12 protein-coding genes, 1 tRNA gene and 2 pseudogenes are annotated in these 16889 nt (G+C 71.5%); 12 read left to right on the forward strand and 3 right to left on the reverse strand.

Annotated features, from left to right (window positions below):
* The first annotated feature begins 111 nt into the window (after positions 1-111).
* The 10 genes and pseudogenes from tmk to ACIP63_RS29615 all read left to right on the forward strand — a co-directional run bounded on the left by tmk (position 112) and on the right by ACIP63_RS29615 (position 11224).
* Complete coding sequence (gene tmk, locus ACIP63_RS29570) at positions 112-3228, forward strand: dTMP kinase (protein WP_401521609.1); 3117 nt, start codon at positions 112-114, stop codon at positions 3226-3228.
* A 115-nt stretch (positions 3229-3343) separates the two neighbouring features.
* Positions 3344-4549, forward strand: a complete 1206-nt coding sequence (locus ACIP63_RS29575) for a DNA polymerase III subunit delta' (RefSeq protein WP_104786999.1) — start codon at positions 3344-3346, stop codon at positions 4547-4549.
* A 108-nt stretch (positions 4550-4657) separates the two neighbouring features.
* On the forward strand, positions 4658-6187 hold the full coding sequence (locus ACIP63_RS29580; protein WP_401521611.1) for an alpha/beta hydrolase: 1530 nt from the start codon (positions 4658-4660) through the stop codon (positions 6185-6187).
* Between the two features lie 99 nt (positions 6188-6286).
* A tRNA-Thr gene (locus ACIP63_RS29585) sits at positions 6287-6360 on the forward strand.
* Positions 6361-6556: 196 nt separating this feature from the next.
* Positions 6557-6757: pseudogene (locus ACIP63_RS29590) on the forward strand (hemolysin III family protein); the annotation flags it as partial.
* Between the two features lie 743 nt (positions 6758-7500).
* Positions 7501-7838 (forward strand): annotated as a pseudogene (locus tag ACIP63_RS29595) (MerR family transcriptional regulator).
* 531 nt (positions 7839-8369) lie between these two features.
* Positions 8370-8573 (forward strand): cold-shock protein, encoded by a 204-nt coding sequence (locus ACIP63_RS29600; RefSeq protein ID WP_401521613.1) that lies wholly within the window; start codon positions 8370-8372, stop codon positions 8571-8573.
* Between the two features lie 320 nt (positions 8574-8893).
* A complete protein-coding gene (locus tag ACIP63_RS29605) occupies positions 8894-10405 on the forward strand; it encodes a DEAD/DEAH box helicase (RefSeq protein ID WP_401521616.1) in 1512 nt (503 codons plus the stop codon).
* A gap of 46 nt (positions 10406-10451) precedes the next feature.
* Complete coding sequence (locus ACIP63_RS29610; RefSeq protein ID WP_401521617.1) at positions 10452-10856, forward strand: CBS domain-containing protein; 405 nt, start codon at positions 10452-10454, stop codon at positions 10854-10856.
* Positions 10857-10912: 56 nt separating this feature from the next.
* Positions 10913-11224, forward strand: a complete 312-nt coding sequence (locus tag ACIP63_RS29615) for an SCO5918 family protein (protein ID WP_401521620.1) — start codon at positions 10913-10915, stop codon at positions 11222-11224.
* Positions 11225-11322: 98 nt separating this feature from the next.
* On the opposite strand, the gene ACIP63_RS29620 is transcribed toward ACIP63_RS29615, so the two are convergent.
* Entirely contained in the window at positions 11323-11682 is a 360-nt protein-coding gene (locus ACIP63_RS29620; protein ID WP_401521623.1) for a hypothetical protein, read from the reverse strand.
* 460 nt (positions 11683-12142) lie between these two features.
* Here ACIP63_RS29620 and ACIP63_RS29625 point away from each other — a divergent pair, with 460 nt between their 5' ends.
* Positions 12143-13006: a sulfurtransferase gene (locus ACIP63_RS29625; RefSeq protein ID WP_401521626.1), complete on the forward strand. Its 864-nt coding sequence runs from the start codon at positions 12143-12145 to the stop codon at positions 13004-13006.
* 134 nt (positions 13007-13140) lie between these two features.
* Complete coding sequence (locus ACIP63_RS29630) at positions 13141-13494, forward strand: hypothetical protein (protein ID WP_401521629.1); 354 nt, start codon at positions 13141-13143, stop codon at positions 13492-13494.
* An 11-nt stretch (positions 13495-13505) separates the two neighbouring features.
* Here ACIP63_RS29630 and ACIP63_RS29635 read toward each other — a convergent pair whose 3' ends face one another.
* Both ACIP63_RS29635 and ACIP63_RS29640 read right to left on the reverse strand, forming a co-directional pair.
* Positions 13506-15980 (reverse strand): FtsX-like permease family protein, encoded by a 2475-nt coding sequence (locus ACIP63_RS29635; protein ID WP_401521631.1) that lies wholly within the window; start codon positions 15978-15980, stop codon positions 13506-13508.
* Positions 15974-16714: an ABC transporter ATP-binding protein gene (locus ACIP63_RS29640; protein ID WP_401521634.1), complete on the reverse strand. Its 741-nt coding sequence runs from the start codon at positions 16712-16714 to the stop codon at positions 15974-15976. Before ACIP63_RS29640 ends, ACIP63_RS29635 begins: the two co-directional genes overlap by 7 nt.
* Positions 16715-16889: the final 175 nt, after the last annotated feature.

The following is a 16889-nucleotide window of genomic DNA, read 5'->3' on the forward strand; positions in this document are numbered from 1 at the left end:
CGGGGAGACCCGGCCCTTCCGGCGTTGTCGCGAGGTGCGGACGGCGTTCCCGTTGGGCATATGTTCGGACGCGGCCCCCGGGCACCGCACCGCTCCCGATAGGCTGGGCGGATGACGCGAGCCGAGCAGCCACCGGTCGTGAGCCCCACCTCCGACACACTTGCCGCAGACTCACGCGAGCGCGCCGTACGAGCCCTGTTGCGTGTTCCCCCGCTCAGGCGGTTGTGGAGCGCCCAGCTCGTCGGCAGTATCGGCGATTCACTCGCCCTTCTTGTGCTTGTGCTGTTGTCGCTGCAGGCGGCGGTCCTCGAGGGCTCCTTCGGGGCCGGATACCGCGGGGCGGCCTTTGCCGTCGCCGCCGTGTTCGGTGCCCGGATTCTTTCCACCGTGCTCTTCGGAGCCGTACTACTGGGACCTCTGACGGCGCTCACGGCGCCCGGCGGTCCGATCGACCGGCGCTGGCTGATGATCGGGACGGACGCGCTGCGTCTCGCCCTGCTGGTCGTCGCGCCCCTGTGGATCGACTGGATGCCGGACAAGGCACTCATGATGATCCTGATCACCGTCTTCGTGGCAGGCGTCGGCGAACGGCTGTGGGCGGTGGCCAAGGAGAGCGCGGCTCCCGCGCTGCTTCCCGCCCCGCCCCCGGAGGGTGCCGCCGTGCGCCCGCTGCCGGACCACCTCGACGCCCTCCGCAGGCTCTCCCTGCGGACGAACTTCCTGTCGGTCCCCGCGGCCGCGGTCGTGCTGGTGGTCGCCGCGCTGATCGGTGAACTGCTGGGCACCGGATTCGACTGGTTCTCCTTCCACCAGGCCGCCCTCGGTTCCTACATCGCGGCGGGGCTCTTCTCCGCCTCGGTCTCGACGCTGTACTTCCTGAAGCTTCCGGCCACACAGACGCCCCGCCCGCGCTCGCCCCTTGAGGGCCTGCGCCGGCCGGCCACCGGAACGGGGTCCGACAAGGGCCGCACCGGAAGCATCCCGCTCGTCGTCGCCGCGTGCTCCGCGGTCGCCGGGGCCATCGCCGCCGCGGCGGGCGTCTCCGTGCTGCACGCCGCCGACCTCGATGGCGGACCCGCCACCTTCGGCCTGCTGGTGCTGGCCCTGACCGGTGGCACCGCGCTCGGCATCCGTACCGCGCGGAAGGTGCTGCCCGCCCTGTCGCGCCGCCGGCTGCTGGCCCTGGCGGTCGCTGTCACGGGCGTGGCGCTCCTCGCGCTCGGCCTGGTGCCCGACACCGCCACCGGCCTGCTGATCGCGCTGCTCGCCGGTTACGCGGCGGGGGTCGCCGCCAACATCGGGCACGTGGTCATCGACCAGGAGACGGAGGCGTTCCGGCAGGCCAGGGCCACCGAGCACCTCCAGGCCGTGGTCCGGGTGCTGGTCGCGCTCGGCGCGGTGGGCGGACCGCTGCTCGCCGCAGCCATCGGACGGCACCGCCTGGGGTCCGGAGACTTCGTCTTCGCGCACGGCGGCGCGGCCTTCACCCTGATGCTCGTCGGCGCGCTGCTGTTGCCCGTCGCGGTGACCGTCCTCGCCAGGACCGACGACCGTGCCGGTGTCCCGCTCCGCCGCGACCTGCGTGAGGCGCTGCGCGGCGGCGACCCCGCCGTCGCGCCCGCGGCGAACGGTTTCTTCCTCGTCCTGGAGGGCGGCGACGGAGCCGGCAAGTCCACCCAGGTCGAGGCGCTCGCCGAGTGGATCCGCGCCAAGGGCCACGAGGTCGTCGTGACGCGCGAGCCGGGGGCGACCCCGGTCGGCAAGCGGCTGCGTTCGATCCTGCTGGACGTCTCGTCGGCCGGCCTGTCCAACCGGGCCGAGGCCCTGTTGTACGCCGCCGACCGGGCCGAGCACGTGGACTCCGTGGTCCGTCCCGCCCTGGAGCGCGGCGCGATCGTCATCTCGGACCGTTACATCGACTCGTCCGTCGCCTACCAGGGTGCGGGCCGGGACCTCGCCCCGACCGAGATCGCCCGGATCTCGCGCTGGGCGACGAGTGGGCTCGTACCGCACCTGACGGTCCTTCTGGACGTCGACCCGGAGACGGCACGGGAACGCTTCACCGAGGCGCCCGACCGGCTGGAGTCCGAGCCGGCCGAATTCCACACCCGGGTGCGGTCCGGGTTCCTCACCCTCGCGGCGGCCGACCCGACCCGCTACCTGGTGGTGGACGCCGGCCAGGAACCGGAGGCGATCACCACGGTCGTACGCCACCGGCTCGACCGGCTGCTCCCGCTCTCCGAGGCCGAGATCAAGGCCCAGGAAGAGGCACGCAAGGCCGCCGAGGAGGAAGCCCGGCGCAAGGCCGAGGAAGAGGCCGCGCGCAAGGCCGAGGAGGAGCGGCTGGAGCGAGAGCGGCAGGCTCAGCTCGCCAAGCTCCGCGCCGAGGAGGAGGAGCGCAGGCGCCGCGAGGAGGAAGAGGCGCGGCAGCGCGAGGCCGAACGGCAGGCTGAGGAGGCACGGCAGCGTGCCGAGGAGGCCCGCCGCCGCGCGGAGGAGGAGCGGGCCCGTCTCGAGGCCGAGGAGCGGGTGCGCGAGGCCGAGCAGGAGCGGCTGCGCCTGCAGGCCCAGGAGGAGGCGCGGCTGCGCAAGGAGGCGGAGGAACTGCGCCTGGAGAAGCAGCGCAAGGCGGAGGAGGCGCTGGTGCGGGCCGAGGAGGCCCGCCGCCGTGCCGAGGCCGAGGCGGCTGCCCGGGCGGAGGAGGCGGCTGCGGCCGCCGCCGCGGAGCGTTCCCGGGAGTCCGGCTCCGGCTCCGGGGCCGGCGGACCGTCCGTGCCGGACAACGAACTCACCGTCCCGACTCCGGTCGTGAACCCGAACGAGATCACGCAGCCCGTGCCGGTCGCCCGGCCGGACCGCCCGGCGCCCGACGCGGACGAGACGACGGTCCTGCCGCCGGTGCGCGACGCGGACGAGACGGCTGTCCTGCCGCCCGTGCGCGACGGGAACCCGTCGGACCGGGTTCCGCCGGGCGTCTTCCGCGACGAGCGCGGGGCCTCCCGCCCCGAGAGCGAGAACGAGCGCACGCGTGAACTGCCCCAGATCAGCGACGACCCGCAGGCGGGACCGGCGGCGCAGGGCACTTCCGGCCGTCAGAAGCGTCCGCGGCCCGACTGGGCCGAGGAGACGCCGCTCGATGATCTGCCGTCCCTGGCCGACGAACTGCTCGGTGGCAACGACGACGACCAGGGCGGCTCCGGACGGGGCGGGCGCCGGCCCCGCCGCTGACGGACGGACGCCGGATCCGGGCACGGAACGCCGGGACTGTCGGACCCTTCCCGCACAATAGGGAGGCGCCGGCGTTCCGGCGTTCCAGCACCACACCACCGGAAGGGCGGTGACCATGACCGTTTGGGACGACCTGGTCGGACAGGACCGGGTGCAGGAGCAGCTCGGTGCCGCCGCCCGGGACGCCGATGTCCTGGTCACCGCCATCTCGGAGGGTGAGCCGGTGCCTCCCGGCTCGAAGATGACGCATGCCTGGCTGTTCACCGGCCCGCCCGGCTCGGGCCGGTCCACCGCCGCCCGTGCCTTCGCCGCCGCGCTCCAGTGCACCAGCCCCGACCGTGCCCTGGGCGGGGCTCCCGGCTGCGGCTTCTGCGACGGCTGCCACACGGCCCTGATCGGGACCCACGCCGACGTCGAGGTGATCCGGACGGATCTGCTCTCGATCGGTGTGAAGGAGACCCGTGAGCTCGTCCGCCGTGCCCAACTGTCACCCGCCGTGGGCCGCTGGCAGGTCATCGTCATGGAGGACGCCGACCGCCTCACCGAGGGCGCCGGCAACGTCCTGCTGAAGGCGGTGGAGGAGCCCGCGCCTCGCACGGTGTGGCTGCTCTGCGCGCCCTCCCTCGAGGACGTGCTGCCCACGATCCGCTCCCGCTGCCGTCACCTCACGCTGCGTACGCCTCCGGTCGACGCCGTGGCCGATGTGCTGATCAGGCGGGACGGCATCGACCCCGAGCGTGCCGCGTCGGCCGCCCGCGCCACGCAGGGGCACATCGGCCGGGCGCGCCGGCTGGCCACGGACGAGCGGGCGCGTGCACGCCGTGCCGCCGTGCTCAAGCTCCCGCTGCGTGTCCATGACGTCGGCGGATGCCTCAAGGCGGCCCAGGAGCTGATCGACACGGCGACCGACGACGCCAAACAGGTCGCCGAGGAGGTCGACGTCAAGGAGACGGACGACCTGAAGGCGGCACTCGGCGGCGTGGCGGGGGGCCGCATGCCTCGCGGGACGGCGGGTGCGATGAAGGAGCTGGAGGACAGGCAGAAGCGCCGCAGGACGCGTACGCAGCGCGACAGCCTGGACCTCGCGCTCAGCGAACTCACCGGCTTCTACCGTGATGTGCTGGCACTCCAGCTCGGTTCCCGGATCGCCCTCGCCAACACCGACGTCAGGGACTCCCTCGACCGGATCGCCGAGTCGTCCACCCCCGAGCGCACCCTGCGCCGGATAGAGGCCGTGATCGCCTGCCGCCGCGCTCTCGACCGCAACGTCGCGCCGTTGCTGGCCGTGGAGGCCATGGCGGTCGCGCTCCGGGCGGGCTGAGTCCGGAACGCCCCCGCGTGCTCCTCCAGGGGTGCGCACGGGTGGGGTGAATTCACCCGTATGAGCAGGGAATCGGTTGAGTCGTCACGCGGCGGCTACGCTCCGGGGATGGACACCAGGCGCCTGCTCCGCATCTTCGCCACCGCGCTCGGCACTGCCGGCCTCCTCGTCTCCGGCTGCAGCAGCGGAAGTTCGGCGCCGAGCGCGTCGGCGACGGGTTCGGCCGCCACCGAGGAACTCGAGCCGTACTACGGGCAGAAGCTGCGCTGGCGGAACTGCGGCGTGGAGGGCTTCCAGTGCACCACGATGAAGGCCCCGCTGGACTACGCGAAGCCCGACGGCGGGGACGTCGAGCTGGCCGTCTCGCGCAAGAAGGCCACCGGACCGGGCAAGCGGATCGGTTCCCTCCTGGTCAACCCGGGCGGCCCCGGCGGCTCGGCCGTCGGCTACCTCCAGGGATACGCCGCCATCGGCTACCCCGCCCCGGTCCGCGCCCGGTACGACATGGTGGCCATCGACCCGCGCGGAGTGGCCCGCAGTGAACCGGTCGAGTGCCTCACCGGCAAGGAGATGGACGCCTACACGCAGGTCGACCAGACTCCGGACGACAAGGGTGAGATCGCCGAGCTGAACAAGTCCTTCAAGAAGTTCGCCGACGGCTGCGCGAAGCGCTCCGGCAAGATCCTTCCGCATGTGTCCACGGTCGAGACGGCGCGTGACATGGACATCCTGCGGTCCCTGCTCGGCGACGAGAAGCTGAACTACGTCGGCGCCTCGTACGGCACGTTCCTCGGTGCGACCTACGCCGATCTGTTCCCCGCCCGGGCGGGGCGTCTCGTCCTGGACGGGGCGATGGACCCCTCGCTCCCCGCGGTCGACATCAACCGCGATCAGACCGCCGGCTTCGAGACGGCCTTCCAGTCGTTCGCCGCGGACTGTGTGAAGCAGGCCGACTGCCCGCTCGGCACCAGGTCCACCGCGGCGGCTGCGACCGCGCTGAAGAAACTCTTCGCCGATCTGGACTCCGAGCCCGTGCCGACCGGTGAGACCCGGAAGCTGACCGAATCCCTGGCGACCACGGGGGTGATCGCCGCGATGTACGACGAGGGCGCCTGGCCCCAGCTGCGCGAGGCCGTCGCCTCGGCTCAGCGCGGTGACGGCGCCGGCCTCCTCTCGCTGGCCGACAGCTACTACGAGCGCGAGCCGAGCGGTAAGTACGCCAATCTGATGTTCGCCAACGCCGCCGTGAACTGCCTCGACCTGGCACCTGCCTTCGCCGGCCCCGCAGAGGCGGAGAAGGCGGTCCCGGAATTCGAGAAGGCTTCCCCGGTCTTCGGCAGGGGCTTCGCCTGGGCCGCGCTGAACTGCGGATCCTGGCCCGTGGACCCCACCGGCACCCCGCACCGCACCGAGGCGGAGGGCGCCGACCCGATCGTCGTGGTCGGCACCACCCGGGACCCCGCCACCCCGTACAAGTGGGCCGAGTCCCTCGCGGAGCAGCTCTCCTCCGGCACTTTGCTGACCTACGAGGGCGACGGACACACGGCGTACGGCCGGGGCAGCGACTGCGTCGACACGGCGATCAACACCTACCTGCTGGAGGGCACGCCGCCCAAGGACGGTAAGAAGTGCACCTGACCTGCGGATACGGCAGCGGCGCCGGGCGGTACGGAGCACCCCTGGAAACTGTGTAGACTTGGCGTCGCTGCTGACCGCACCATGGTGCGACAGAGCGGTGCCGCCTTAGCTCAGTTGGCCAGAGCAACGCACTCGTAATGCGTAGGTCTCGGGTTCGAATCCCGAAGGCGGCTCTGTGGAAGCCTCAGGACTCACTCGCCGTGACCTGGGGCTTTTGCTTTTGCCGGATGCGGCGGCGCCGGGCGCGGTCCGCGCGAGTCCGGCTTCGTTTTTGCGAGAACGAAGAACTCGCCCACGCGACGCATGGCGTCCTTCGGTAGGTGGGACCGCCCTTCACATACCGCCTCCCGGCCTCCCCCGAGGAGTTCCGACTTCCTGTGCACCGGGGGAGCGGTCGTACTCACCCTGATCGTGGCCGGCGGTCTCCTCCACAGTGCGGGCGCGGTCGTCTACGCACTTCAGCGCCCCGACCCCTCACCTCGCTGGTTCGGCTTCCACAAGGTCTTCCACGCGCTCACCGTGGCGGCCTTCGCCGCGCACTGCATCGCCATCCTCCTGGCTGCATCCTGACCGGTCGCTGCTCTCGGCGGGCGAGCCAGGGTAGAGAGTCTCTCTGGCCAGCATCTGAAAATCTGTTCCGACCGAGGTAGACATTGGCGTGCAGGGTGGTTATGGTTTCTCTCGTAGCCAAGAAGGACCGCAGAGCTTGGCAGAGATGAACTGCCAGGCAGCAGTACTCAGCAGTTGCAGTGTGCAGGTCGGTGCGGTGGTGGAGTTCCGAAGCCAGGGTTGTTGCAGCATGGCGACGGGGCTGGCGACCGGACCGGGTGGCCCGCGGTTTTCAGGGGCTGCCGTGAGCAGTACCGCAGTACGTAAGTGCAGCCCGCAGTACGAGTGGTTCCTCGGTAAATGGCGTCAGGCTGCGGCGCGCGTGCCGGGAGGTTCGGCAGTGGGGTTCTGAGCCAGAGCGGATGCAGGACGGGCGACGGGGCTGGCTGCCGGAGTGGCGCTGCGAAAGGCCACCAGGAGTACGAAAGTAGTTTGTCCAGAGGGAAGAACGGAGGAGTTGAGCGCCATCAGGATCGCCCGGGTGAACGTTTTGGGCCCGGGTACCGCAGGACATCGATAGTGAGGTGGTCTCCGGTCAAGCAACCGCGATCCCCGCAGCCCCCGGGCCTCTTCCCGGCAGGTATGCGGAAACATAGAGCCGGCGTAGCCGATCAAGGCCGGCTGATGGTGTAGCAGTTCCTTCGGGGCCCGGGTGCCAAGTGGCACCCGGGCCCCTCCAACGCGTGTTCCACAGGAAGGTACAGATGACAGCAGACGACTCGTTCGGCCGCCTCGACGACGACGACTACCCCGCCTACACCATGGGTCGGGCCGCCGAGATGCTCAACACCACACAGGGTTCCTTCGCGCCATCGGCGAGGCCCGCCTCATCACACCCCTGCGCTCCGCGGGCGGCCACCGCCGCTACTCCCGCTACCAGCTCCGTATCGCAGCCCGCGCCCGCGAGCTCGTCGACGGCGGCACCCCGATCGAGGCCGCCTGTCGCATCGTCATCCTCGAGGACCAGCTCGAAGAAGCCCGGCGCATCAACGCCGAACACCACCGAGACGCCAAGCCGCCCAGCGCACCACCCGCAGCCTGAAGCCCGGCGCGTCCGGTGGAAAAGTCCGGCAGGTGCCGCACCCGCCTGCCCCTTCACACAGTCACGGACTCCGGCCGCAGCGCCAACGGCGCCCGGAGGCGTACTGCTCAGTTCGTGATGGCCTACCAGGTGCGCCTTCCCTGGCCGTTCGTTCGGCGGGCTACGCGCTGACCCGCTTCGGGTGGCCGGCATCCTCGCGCTGCGAAGCGTAAGCGTCCTTCCTGCAACGCTGCGCTCAGGGCGGGCCACTATCTATGGCCGCGACGTGAGGGTTCAATGCGCCGTGCCGGGAGTGTTATTGCGGCGGCAAAGAGAGTGGAGTTATTCACCGTACGCGGATCATTACGGCGTGCTACTGTCGATCTCAGTTGCAGTTGTGGTTCCCAAAACTTCAAGCTTCTGTGTGGGTATTTTCGACCAGTGGAAGCTTTATTGTATTTCCGGTTTCCTCCGGTCGGGGCATCATCGCGGCGACGCGGGATCCGTACATCACGTATCTCGGCGTACCTGCCCCCCTGAAGGAGATATGACATGGCGTCAGGCACTGTGAAGTGGTTCAACGCGGCCAAGGGTTTCGGCTTCATCGAGCAGGACGGTGGCGGCGCCGACGTGTTCGCCCACTTCTCGAACATCGCCGCCCAGGGCTTCCGCGAGCTGCTCGAAGGTCAGAAGGTCACTTTCGACATCGCACCGGGCCAGAAGGGCCCGACGGCCGAGAACATCATTCCCGTCTGACGCCGACGCGCACTTCGTAGCTGGGGCCCGCATCCTTCGGGGTGCGGGCCCCAGCTACGGGCATCCTCCCGGATCGGTGCCACCTGCGGCAGAACCTTCCGCCCGCAGAGTCGCTGCCCATTCCTGCGGAGTCCCCCTCACCAGTGGGCTGGATACCTCGCCCATATGGAGACACTCATTCCATGGCCTGCGTCCCGCTCCCGGACAGACCGCGGGTCTCATTTAATTTTGCATTTCGCTCGGCCCGTTCTTGTGGTTCCTAGCGCTGTTCTTCCGCTGCGGGAATTCCTTGATGCGTGCCGTATCAAGGAAGGTTCTGAATGAACCCCACACGTACGAACGACCGCTCTTCCCGCGCACGCAGCCGTACCGCCGAATCCGGTCGTGGCGGCAACCGCTTCAACTCCACCGCCCCGGCCCGTTCGGCCGCTCCGGCCCGTTCCGGCGGTTCGGGTCGCTCGGGTGGCCATGGGCGGCGGCCCGCCGCGGTTCAGAGCGAGTTCGCTCTGCCGGTCACGGTCACTCCCGCCCTTCCCGCGGTCGAGGCGTTCGCCGACCTCGACATGCCGGGCCAGCTGCTTGTGGCGCTGACCGCGCAGGGCGTGAGCGTTCCGTTCCCGATCCAGGGTGCGACCCTGCCCAACACCCTCGCGGGCCGCGACGCCCTGGGCCGTGGGCGCACCGGCTCCGGCAAGACCCTTGCCTTCGGCCTGGCCCTGCTGGCCCGTACGGCCGGTCGGCGTGCCGAGCCCCGACAGCCGCTGGCCCTGGTCCTCGTGCCGACGCGTGAGCTGGCCCAGCAGGTATCCGACGCCCTGACCCCGTACGCCCGCTCGGTGAGGCTGCGGGTGGCCACCGTCGTCGGCGGGATGTCGATCGGAAGGCAGGCCAACGCGCTGCGCGGTGGCGCGGAGGTCGTGGTTGCGACGCCGGGCCGGCTCAAGGACCTCATCGAACGCGGTGACTGCCGGCTCGACCAGGTCGCGATCACCGTGCTGGACGAGGCCGACCAGATGGCCGACATGGGCTTCATGCCCCAGGTCGTTGAGCTTCTGGACCAGGTCCGCCCCGAAGGGCAGCGGATGCTGTTCTCCGCCACCCTGGACCGTAACGTCGACCGCCTGGTTCGCCGCTATCTCAGCGACCCGGTCGTGCACTCCGTCGACCCCTCCGCCGGCGCGGTCACCACGATGGAGCACCACGTGCTCCACGTGCACGGCGCGGACAAGAACCGTACGACCACCGAGATCGCAGCCCGCGACGGCCGGGTGATCATGTTCCTGGACACCAAGCGGGCCGTCGACAAGCTGACCGACCACCTGTTGGCCAGCGGCGTGAGGGCCGCTGCTCTGCACGGCGGGAAGGCGCAGTCGCAGCGCACCCGGACCCTGACCCAGTTCAAGACCGGGCACGTCACCGTGCTCGTGGCCACGAACGTCGCGGCACGCGGCATCCACGTCGACAACCTCGACCTCGTCGTCAACGTCGACCCGCCGACCGACCACAAGGACTACCTCCACCGCGGCGGCCGAACCGCCCGGGCAGGGGAGTCCGGCAGCGTCGTCACCCTCGTCACCCCCAACCAGCGCCGAGACATGACCCGCCTCATGACCGCCGCAGGCATCGTGCCCCAGACCACCCAGGTCCGCTCCGGCGAAGAGGCGCTCGGCCGCATCACCGGCGCCCAGACCCCCTCAGGCATTCCAGTGACGATCACCGCGCCGGTGGTCGAGCGGCGTCAGCGCAGCGCGTCCTCACGAGGCCGGCGCAGCCCCGCCTCCGCGGCCCGGCGCGTGACCGCGCACCAGTCCTCCTTCGGCGCGGCGGCCTGAGAACTTCGTGAACCGGAAGCTCACCCATCTGTGCAGGAGGTACCTTTTGACGCTGGTCCAGATGCAGCCGCCCTCGACCCAGGCCACAGCCGCAGGCAGTACGGTGGCCGACGCCATGGACACCGCCGGGCCGCAGGTCTGTGACGACATGACCGTCGAGGTGGCCCTGTCCGTCATGGCCAGTGCCCGTACCGGGCATCTGCTTGTCTGCGACGACAGCGGTCTGTGCGGCGGACTGGTCACCCAGGCCCGGCTCGCCGCGGTCCGTGAGAGCTCGGCGTACTCGGACAGGGTCCAGCTGCGGGACATCCTCGGCGACCGAGGACCGTTCACCTCGCCCGTGACCACCATGGCCCAAGCCGGGCACATGATGCGCTACAGCGACGTCGATGCCCTGCCTGTGGTCGACGAACACGGCAACGCCCTGGGCGTACTCGCCCTCGCCCGCTGAGTCGTCCCCACTGCGGCAGGCCCACTCCCGCTTCGTTTCTCTCCTTGTGAGGCATCATGCGCTGTGTCATCGCCCGCTTCCCGTTCGACCTCACCAGGAGCGGCGTCCTGGAATCCATGAAGGGCATCAAGCCCGAGCACGCATCCGGCGAGTCCGTGATCATCGGCCGACGCACCTACCCCGTCAAACAGGTCGGACAGGTCATCACACGCCAGGACCGCCGAGACTTCAGCGCCGGCGAGGTCCTGCGGGCCATGACCCAGCTCGGCTTCACCTGCCGCGACCTGGCCCCGGTCCCCGCACCCACCCGCGTCCTCAACCCGTTGCAGCAGGCTTCCGCGATGCTCGGCGCCCCTGTGGCAGCCTGACGGACGGGCAGGCGGGAGCAAGCACGGGTGAGGGTCCGGCCGGAGCACTCCGGCCGGACCCTCACCGCGTATCGAGCTGTCCTCGGTGCTGGAGTGGGTCAGTGGTCGGAGTAGCTGAAGTCGCCCATCGTCCAGGCGCTGACGTCCTCGATCGCGACCCGGTACATCCCGCCCGTCTCCGGGATCCCCACCGTGCCCTGCAGAATCCGCGCCACGTGGAAGTGCAGATGCGTGGGCGGCCCCTCCTCGGGTGCGGAAGTGGTGAACACGGCGGAAAAGTCACTCAGGCTGGCCGAGGCCGCAAGAACCTCCGACACCCGCTGCCTCCAGACCGCTTCGGGTGCCAGCCGACCCGTGATGACAGCACCACCGGCGACCACGGTCAACGACATCTGATTGCTGCGCCCGGACTCCACCAGGGCGGCAACGTCAACAAGCAGCACGTCAGGCTTCGACATGGGGCCGATTATATTCGTCGGACATCGGCCTGCTTTCCCGCGGTGCCGCTCCAGGCAGGACAGCGCTGAGGCCCCGTTGCCGGAGACGCTGAACCGCCTGTGAGTGGCACGGCAACCACCACTTCTCCTGCCTGTGGCCGCCTGCTCCGAGAGGGAGACGAGCGGCTTACCACCGTGTCGAGTCGGTCCTTGCGCTCGGCGCATGCTCCGTTACGGGGATGAGTTCGGCCGGGCACCTTCAGATTCCGGGCCCTGCGGGCGGTGGGGGAGAGGCGGGCTTTCCGACCGTCGGGGATGCTTCGGAGAAGGCATGGGCGACGTGCTCGATCAGGACCCGGGCGGCCTCCCGCGGGTGCCGGGATGACGCGGAGACGTATTTTCGTCACCGCGATGCTGCGCGTGGTGAGACTGATAGGCATGGCGGCGCGAACCGACGACGGGACCCAGGGGGCGGACGGGCATGACTGAAGGTGTGTCGGTTGCAGATGACGCGGGAACCCCGCCCGGGCCGCTCGTCGGTCCCGAATGGCTCGCGGTGCGGAGGGCGGCCGGTGGGCTCGTGGTCCTCGACGCCTCCGTGGGTGCGCACCGTGCGACGGAGCGGCGGATCCCCGGGGCGCGGCGCTTCGACATCGACGGGGTGATGTCCGACCACACCGTGCCACTGCCGCACACGATGCCCGGTGCCCGGCGCTTCACCGAGGAGATGCGCGCCCTGGGCGTCGACGGCACCGACACCGTCGTCGTCTATGACGCCGCCGGTGTCTACTCCAGTGCCCGCGCCTGGTGGATGCTGCGCGCCATGGGCTTCGGCCGGGTCGCGGTGCTCGACGGCGGCCTGCCCGCGTGGACCGCTGCCGGACTGCCGGTGGAGGAGGGCGGTGCGCCCGGAGGCACCTGGCGCACCGGTGACTTCACGGCCCGCCCCCGTGAGGGGATGCTGGTCGGCAGCGGCGCGGTGGCGGCCGCCCTGGCGGACCCGGGATCGGCTGTCCTCGACGCACGCACCCGGGAGCGCTTCGCCGGTACGGTGGCCGAGCCTCGGCCGGGGCTCCGGCGGGGCCACATGCCGGGGGCGCTGAACCTGCCGTTCGGGGAGATCCAGCGTGACGGCCGGATGCTCCCGGCCCGGGAACTGCGCGCGGTGTTCGGCGCGTTGCTCGGGGAGCGGGAACGTCTGGTCGTCAGCTGCGGCTCGGGCGTCACCGCCTGCGTCCTCGCGCTGGGCGCCGAACTCGCGGGATACGGCGAGGTGTCCGTGTACGACGGATCGTGGAGCGAGTGGGGCCTGCCGTCCGGACTTCCCGTCGAGACAGGCGCGTAGGCAGTGGCCTGAGCGCGGCCGCCGACGAATGAGTGCCGGAGCCCGCAGGGCCTGAGTATGCGCGCGCATGGTGCGGGGAGCCGTCCCCCGCAGAGTGGAGGAACATACTCCGCAGTGCTGAAAGGCAGCCGCGCATGTTCCCCGCACTCCCCGCTCCCGCCTCCACGGCGCCCGCGCGCCGCCCTCGCCCCGCCACGAACGGTCAGGTCCTCCTGGTCGCCCTGATCTGGTCCGTGCCCCTTGCCGCGCTGTTCTTCCTCGGGTTCCTGGTGCTGATGGTGTCGGTGTGGAGCGCGGCCTCCGGTGAGTCCCCCGTGTCGTTCCTGCTGGGCGCGGCCGGGGTGCTCGCCGCGGGAACGGCCGTACTGGCCGGCCTGTACCGCTCCCGTCCGCTGCGCCGCATGACTCCGATGGGCCGGCTGGCCCTGCTCGGCGCACTGGTGTGGCCCCTCCCGGTGGTCACCCTGGCGTACGCGCTCAGCGGCTGACCGGCACCGGGTCACTCGCGGGCGCCCGCCACCTCGACCGGCCTCGTGCGCAGTGCCACGAGCGCGGGCAGCACGGCGGAGACCGCCGCCGCCAGGGCACACGCGGCCAGGACCGCGACGAGGGCGGTCCACGGGACGACCACCGGGGAGCTCACCGAGAGGAGCTCCAGGGCGCTCTTCACCCCCAGCAGGTTCAGCCCGGCCACCGCCCCTCCCAGGACCCCGCCGACGGCCACGACGATCAGCGTCTCGACCGCCACCAGCCGGAGGACCTGCGGTTTCGTGGCCCCGGTGAGGCGGAGCACCGCCAGGTCGCGTACCCGGTCGGAGGTGGCCATGACCAGGGTGTTCGCCAGTGCGATCCCCGTGTACAGCAGCGCGATGCCCAGGATGAGCAGCAGGCCCGCCCGGGTGTTGCCCCCGGTGCGCGGGTGGTGCGCGGCCACCCACGCCTCGCGTGTCATGACCGGGGTGCCGGTGTCCCGCCCGGCCCTCTCCAGGAGGGCGTGGACAGCCGGACGGTCAGCTCCTTCACGGAGCTTGATGTCGATACGGTCGACGGCGGCCCCGGCCGCGTTCGCTGGGGTCACGTACACCCCGTTGCTTCCGGTGCCGGTCCGCATCACGGCCGCGACGCGGAGCGACACCTCACGGCCGTCGCCGAGCCAGACGCGCACGCGCCGGCCCACCGTCCGCGTCTCCCATTCCTCGTTTACGACGATGGAGTCGTCGTCCAGGTCCGTGATCCGGCCGGCCACGAGGGGCAGACGGGTGGTCGCCGCCAGGGTGGCCGGGTCCGCCGCCCGTGCCTCCGACCTGATGAGCGCGGTGCCTTCTTCGAGGACGGTGACCCCGGTGGAGCGGGAGGCACCGGCCACGGCCCCGGGCACGTTCCGTACGCGCCGCACGAAGCGCGGGTCCAGCGGGCCGTCCCCGCCGGCCACGTAGTCGGCCCCGGAGACCGAGGCTGCCTCGGTGGCCTCGGCCTCGTTGATCGTGGCGACGGTGCCCAGCAGCGAACCCGCCAGGGCGACGGTGATCATGACGGGTGAGGCGACCGCGGCGGTGCGGCGGACGGCGGTGGACGCGTTCTGCCGGGCCAGCAGGCCGGTGGCGCCCGGCAGCCGGGCGGGGAGCCAGGTGAGCAGACGCGTCAGCGGAGGCACCACGAGGGGGGAGAGCAGCGCGCAGCCGACGATGATCCACATGGGCTGCAGGATGTATGTCTTCCGCTTGAGTACGTCCCCGGGGTCGGTCAGCAGGGACCAGCCCAGCAGCCCGAGACCGGTCAGCAGGACGGCGGCGCCCAGCAGCAGGCGGCTCGGCGGCATCCTTCCGGCGTCCACGGCCGCGTCGCGGAGCGCCTCCACGGGGCGGATGCGGCCCGCGCGGTGGGAGGAGACGGCGGCCCCGGTGAGCGCCACGGCCAGGCCGGTCCAGAAGGCGGTGTGCAGCGGCCACGTCGCGTCGCCGATGGCGAACCAGGCAGGAGCCAGGCCCTCGTCGGCCAGCCGTCCGGCGAGCACGGGTGCGGCGGCATCGCCCAGCAGACAGCCGGCGGCCGAGGCCAGGGCGCCGATCAGGAGCGCCTCCACGACGACCGTGCGCCGCACCTGACCGGGCGTGGCACCCGCCGTGCGGAGCAGCCCGAACTCCCTTCTGCGCTGCGCCACCGCGAAGGAGAACGTCGAGGCGACGACGAAGACCGAGACGAAACCGGTGATGCCGGCCGCCGTGCCGAGCAGCGCGTTGACGGCGGTCAGGGCCTCGCTGTCCCGGTCGGGATCGGCGTCCGCCCGGCGCCGGTCGCCGCCGGTCAGGACACTCATGCCGGGAAAGGTCCCGGTCAACTGCCGTACGGCGTCGGCGTCGGCGTGCACGGCAACCGCGTCGACGGCGGGGTGGATGCGGGCGGCCTCGGCGTCGGTGAAGAAGACCGCCGTCTCGAAGCCGGCGTCCGCCACCGTGCCGACGACCGTCCGCGTTCCCGTTTCGGCCGAGGCACCAGGGACGGCGACCCGGACCTGGTCACCGGCCCGGATGCCCGCACCCGCGCCCGCCGTCACGACGACCTCGCCCGCTACGTCCGGCGCCCGGCCGGAGGTGACGCGGTAGGGGGCGGCGGCGGCGACGGACCACGGATGTCCCACGGCCTCACCGCCGGCCAGCCGGACGGGAAACGTACGGTCCTCCATCGTCGGCCCCAGCGCGGAGAGCCCGTCTGCCAGGCGCCGCGGCACCGGCCGGGGGTCGGTGAGCCGGGCCGTACGCTCCCCGATCGATGTGGCGACCCGGAGGGTGTCCGACGGCGCCACCACGACCGGCACCGCGGCGAAGCGTTCCGGGGTGCGCTCCGGGGCGTCGAAGGTGGCCGCGAGCGCCAGCCCGGTCATGGCGATCAGCCCGACGCCCAGGGTGAGCGCGACGAAGGAGCCGACGAAGGTGACCCAGCGGGTCCGCATGGAGCGCAGGGCGGAGCTCAGCACGGGGCCACCGCCAGGGCGGTCATGCGCGCGGCGATCTCTGCGGCCGCAGGGTCCCGCAGCTCGTCCCGTATCGATCCGTCGGCCAGGAACACCACACGGTCCGCGTAGGAGGCGGCCACCGGGTCGTGGGTCACCATGATCACCGTCTGGCCGCCGTCGGCCATCGAGCGCAGCAGCCCCAGGACCTCCTGGCCCGTACGGGAATCGAGAGCCCCGGTCGGTTCGTCGCCGAACAGGACCTCGGGGCGGGTGACCAACGCCCTTGCCAGGGCGACACGTTGCTGCTGCCCGCCGGAGAGCTCGGTGGGCCGGTGGCTGGCCCGGGAGCCGAGGCCGACCCGCTCCAGCACCTCGCGTACCTCAGCGCGCCGGGGTCCCCGGCCCGCGAGCCGGAGCGGGAGCGCCACGTTCTGCTCGGCGGTGAGGGCCGGCAGCAGGTTGAAGGCCTGGAAGACGAATCCGATCCGCCGGCGGCGCAGCAGCGTGAGCCTCCGCTCGCTCAGCCCGGTCATCTCCGTGTCCCCGAGGAACACCCGGCCGGACGTGGGCCGGTCGAGGCCGGCCGTGCACTGGAGGAGCGTCGACTTCCCCGAACCCGACGGTCCCATGATCGCGGTGAAGGAGCCCGGGGGGATGGTGAGGCTGACTCCGTCCAGCGCGGTGACCGCGTCGGCGGCCTTCCCGAAGGACCGGGTGACGGTGTCGAGCCGTACGGCTGCGGGTCGTTGATTCATGGGTTCGATCCAACCGGCGGCGCGCACCGTCCACATCGCAGCGAGGAGGAGTCCTGGGGGTGGAGCCGGCTCCACCCCCCCCCCCCCCCCCCCCGGGGGGGGGGGGCCCCCCCCCCCGGTGTAACGGGGGGGGCCAGTGCGCACAAAACCAACCGCCCGGCCGCGGGGGGGGCCC

This window comes from Streptomyces sp. NPDC088746 (assembly GCF_044751065.1).
Lineage (GTDB): Bacteria > Actinomycetota > Actinomycetes > Streptomycetales > Streptomycetaceae > Streptomyces.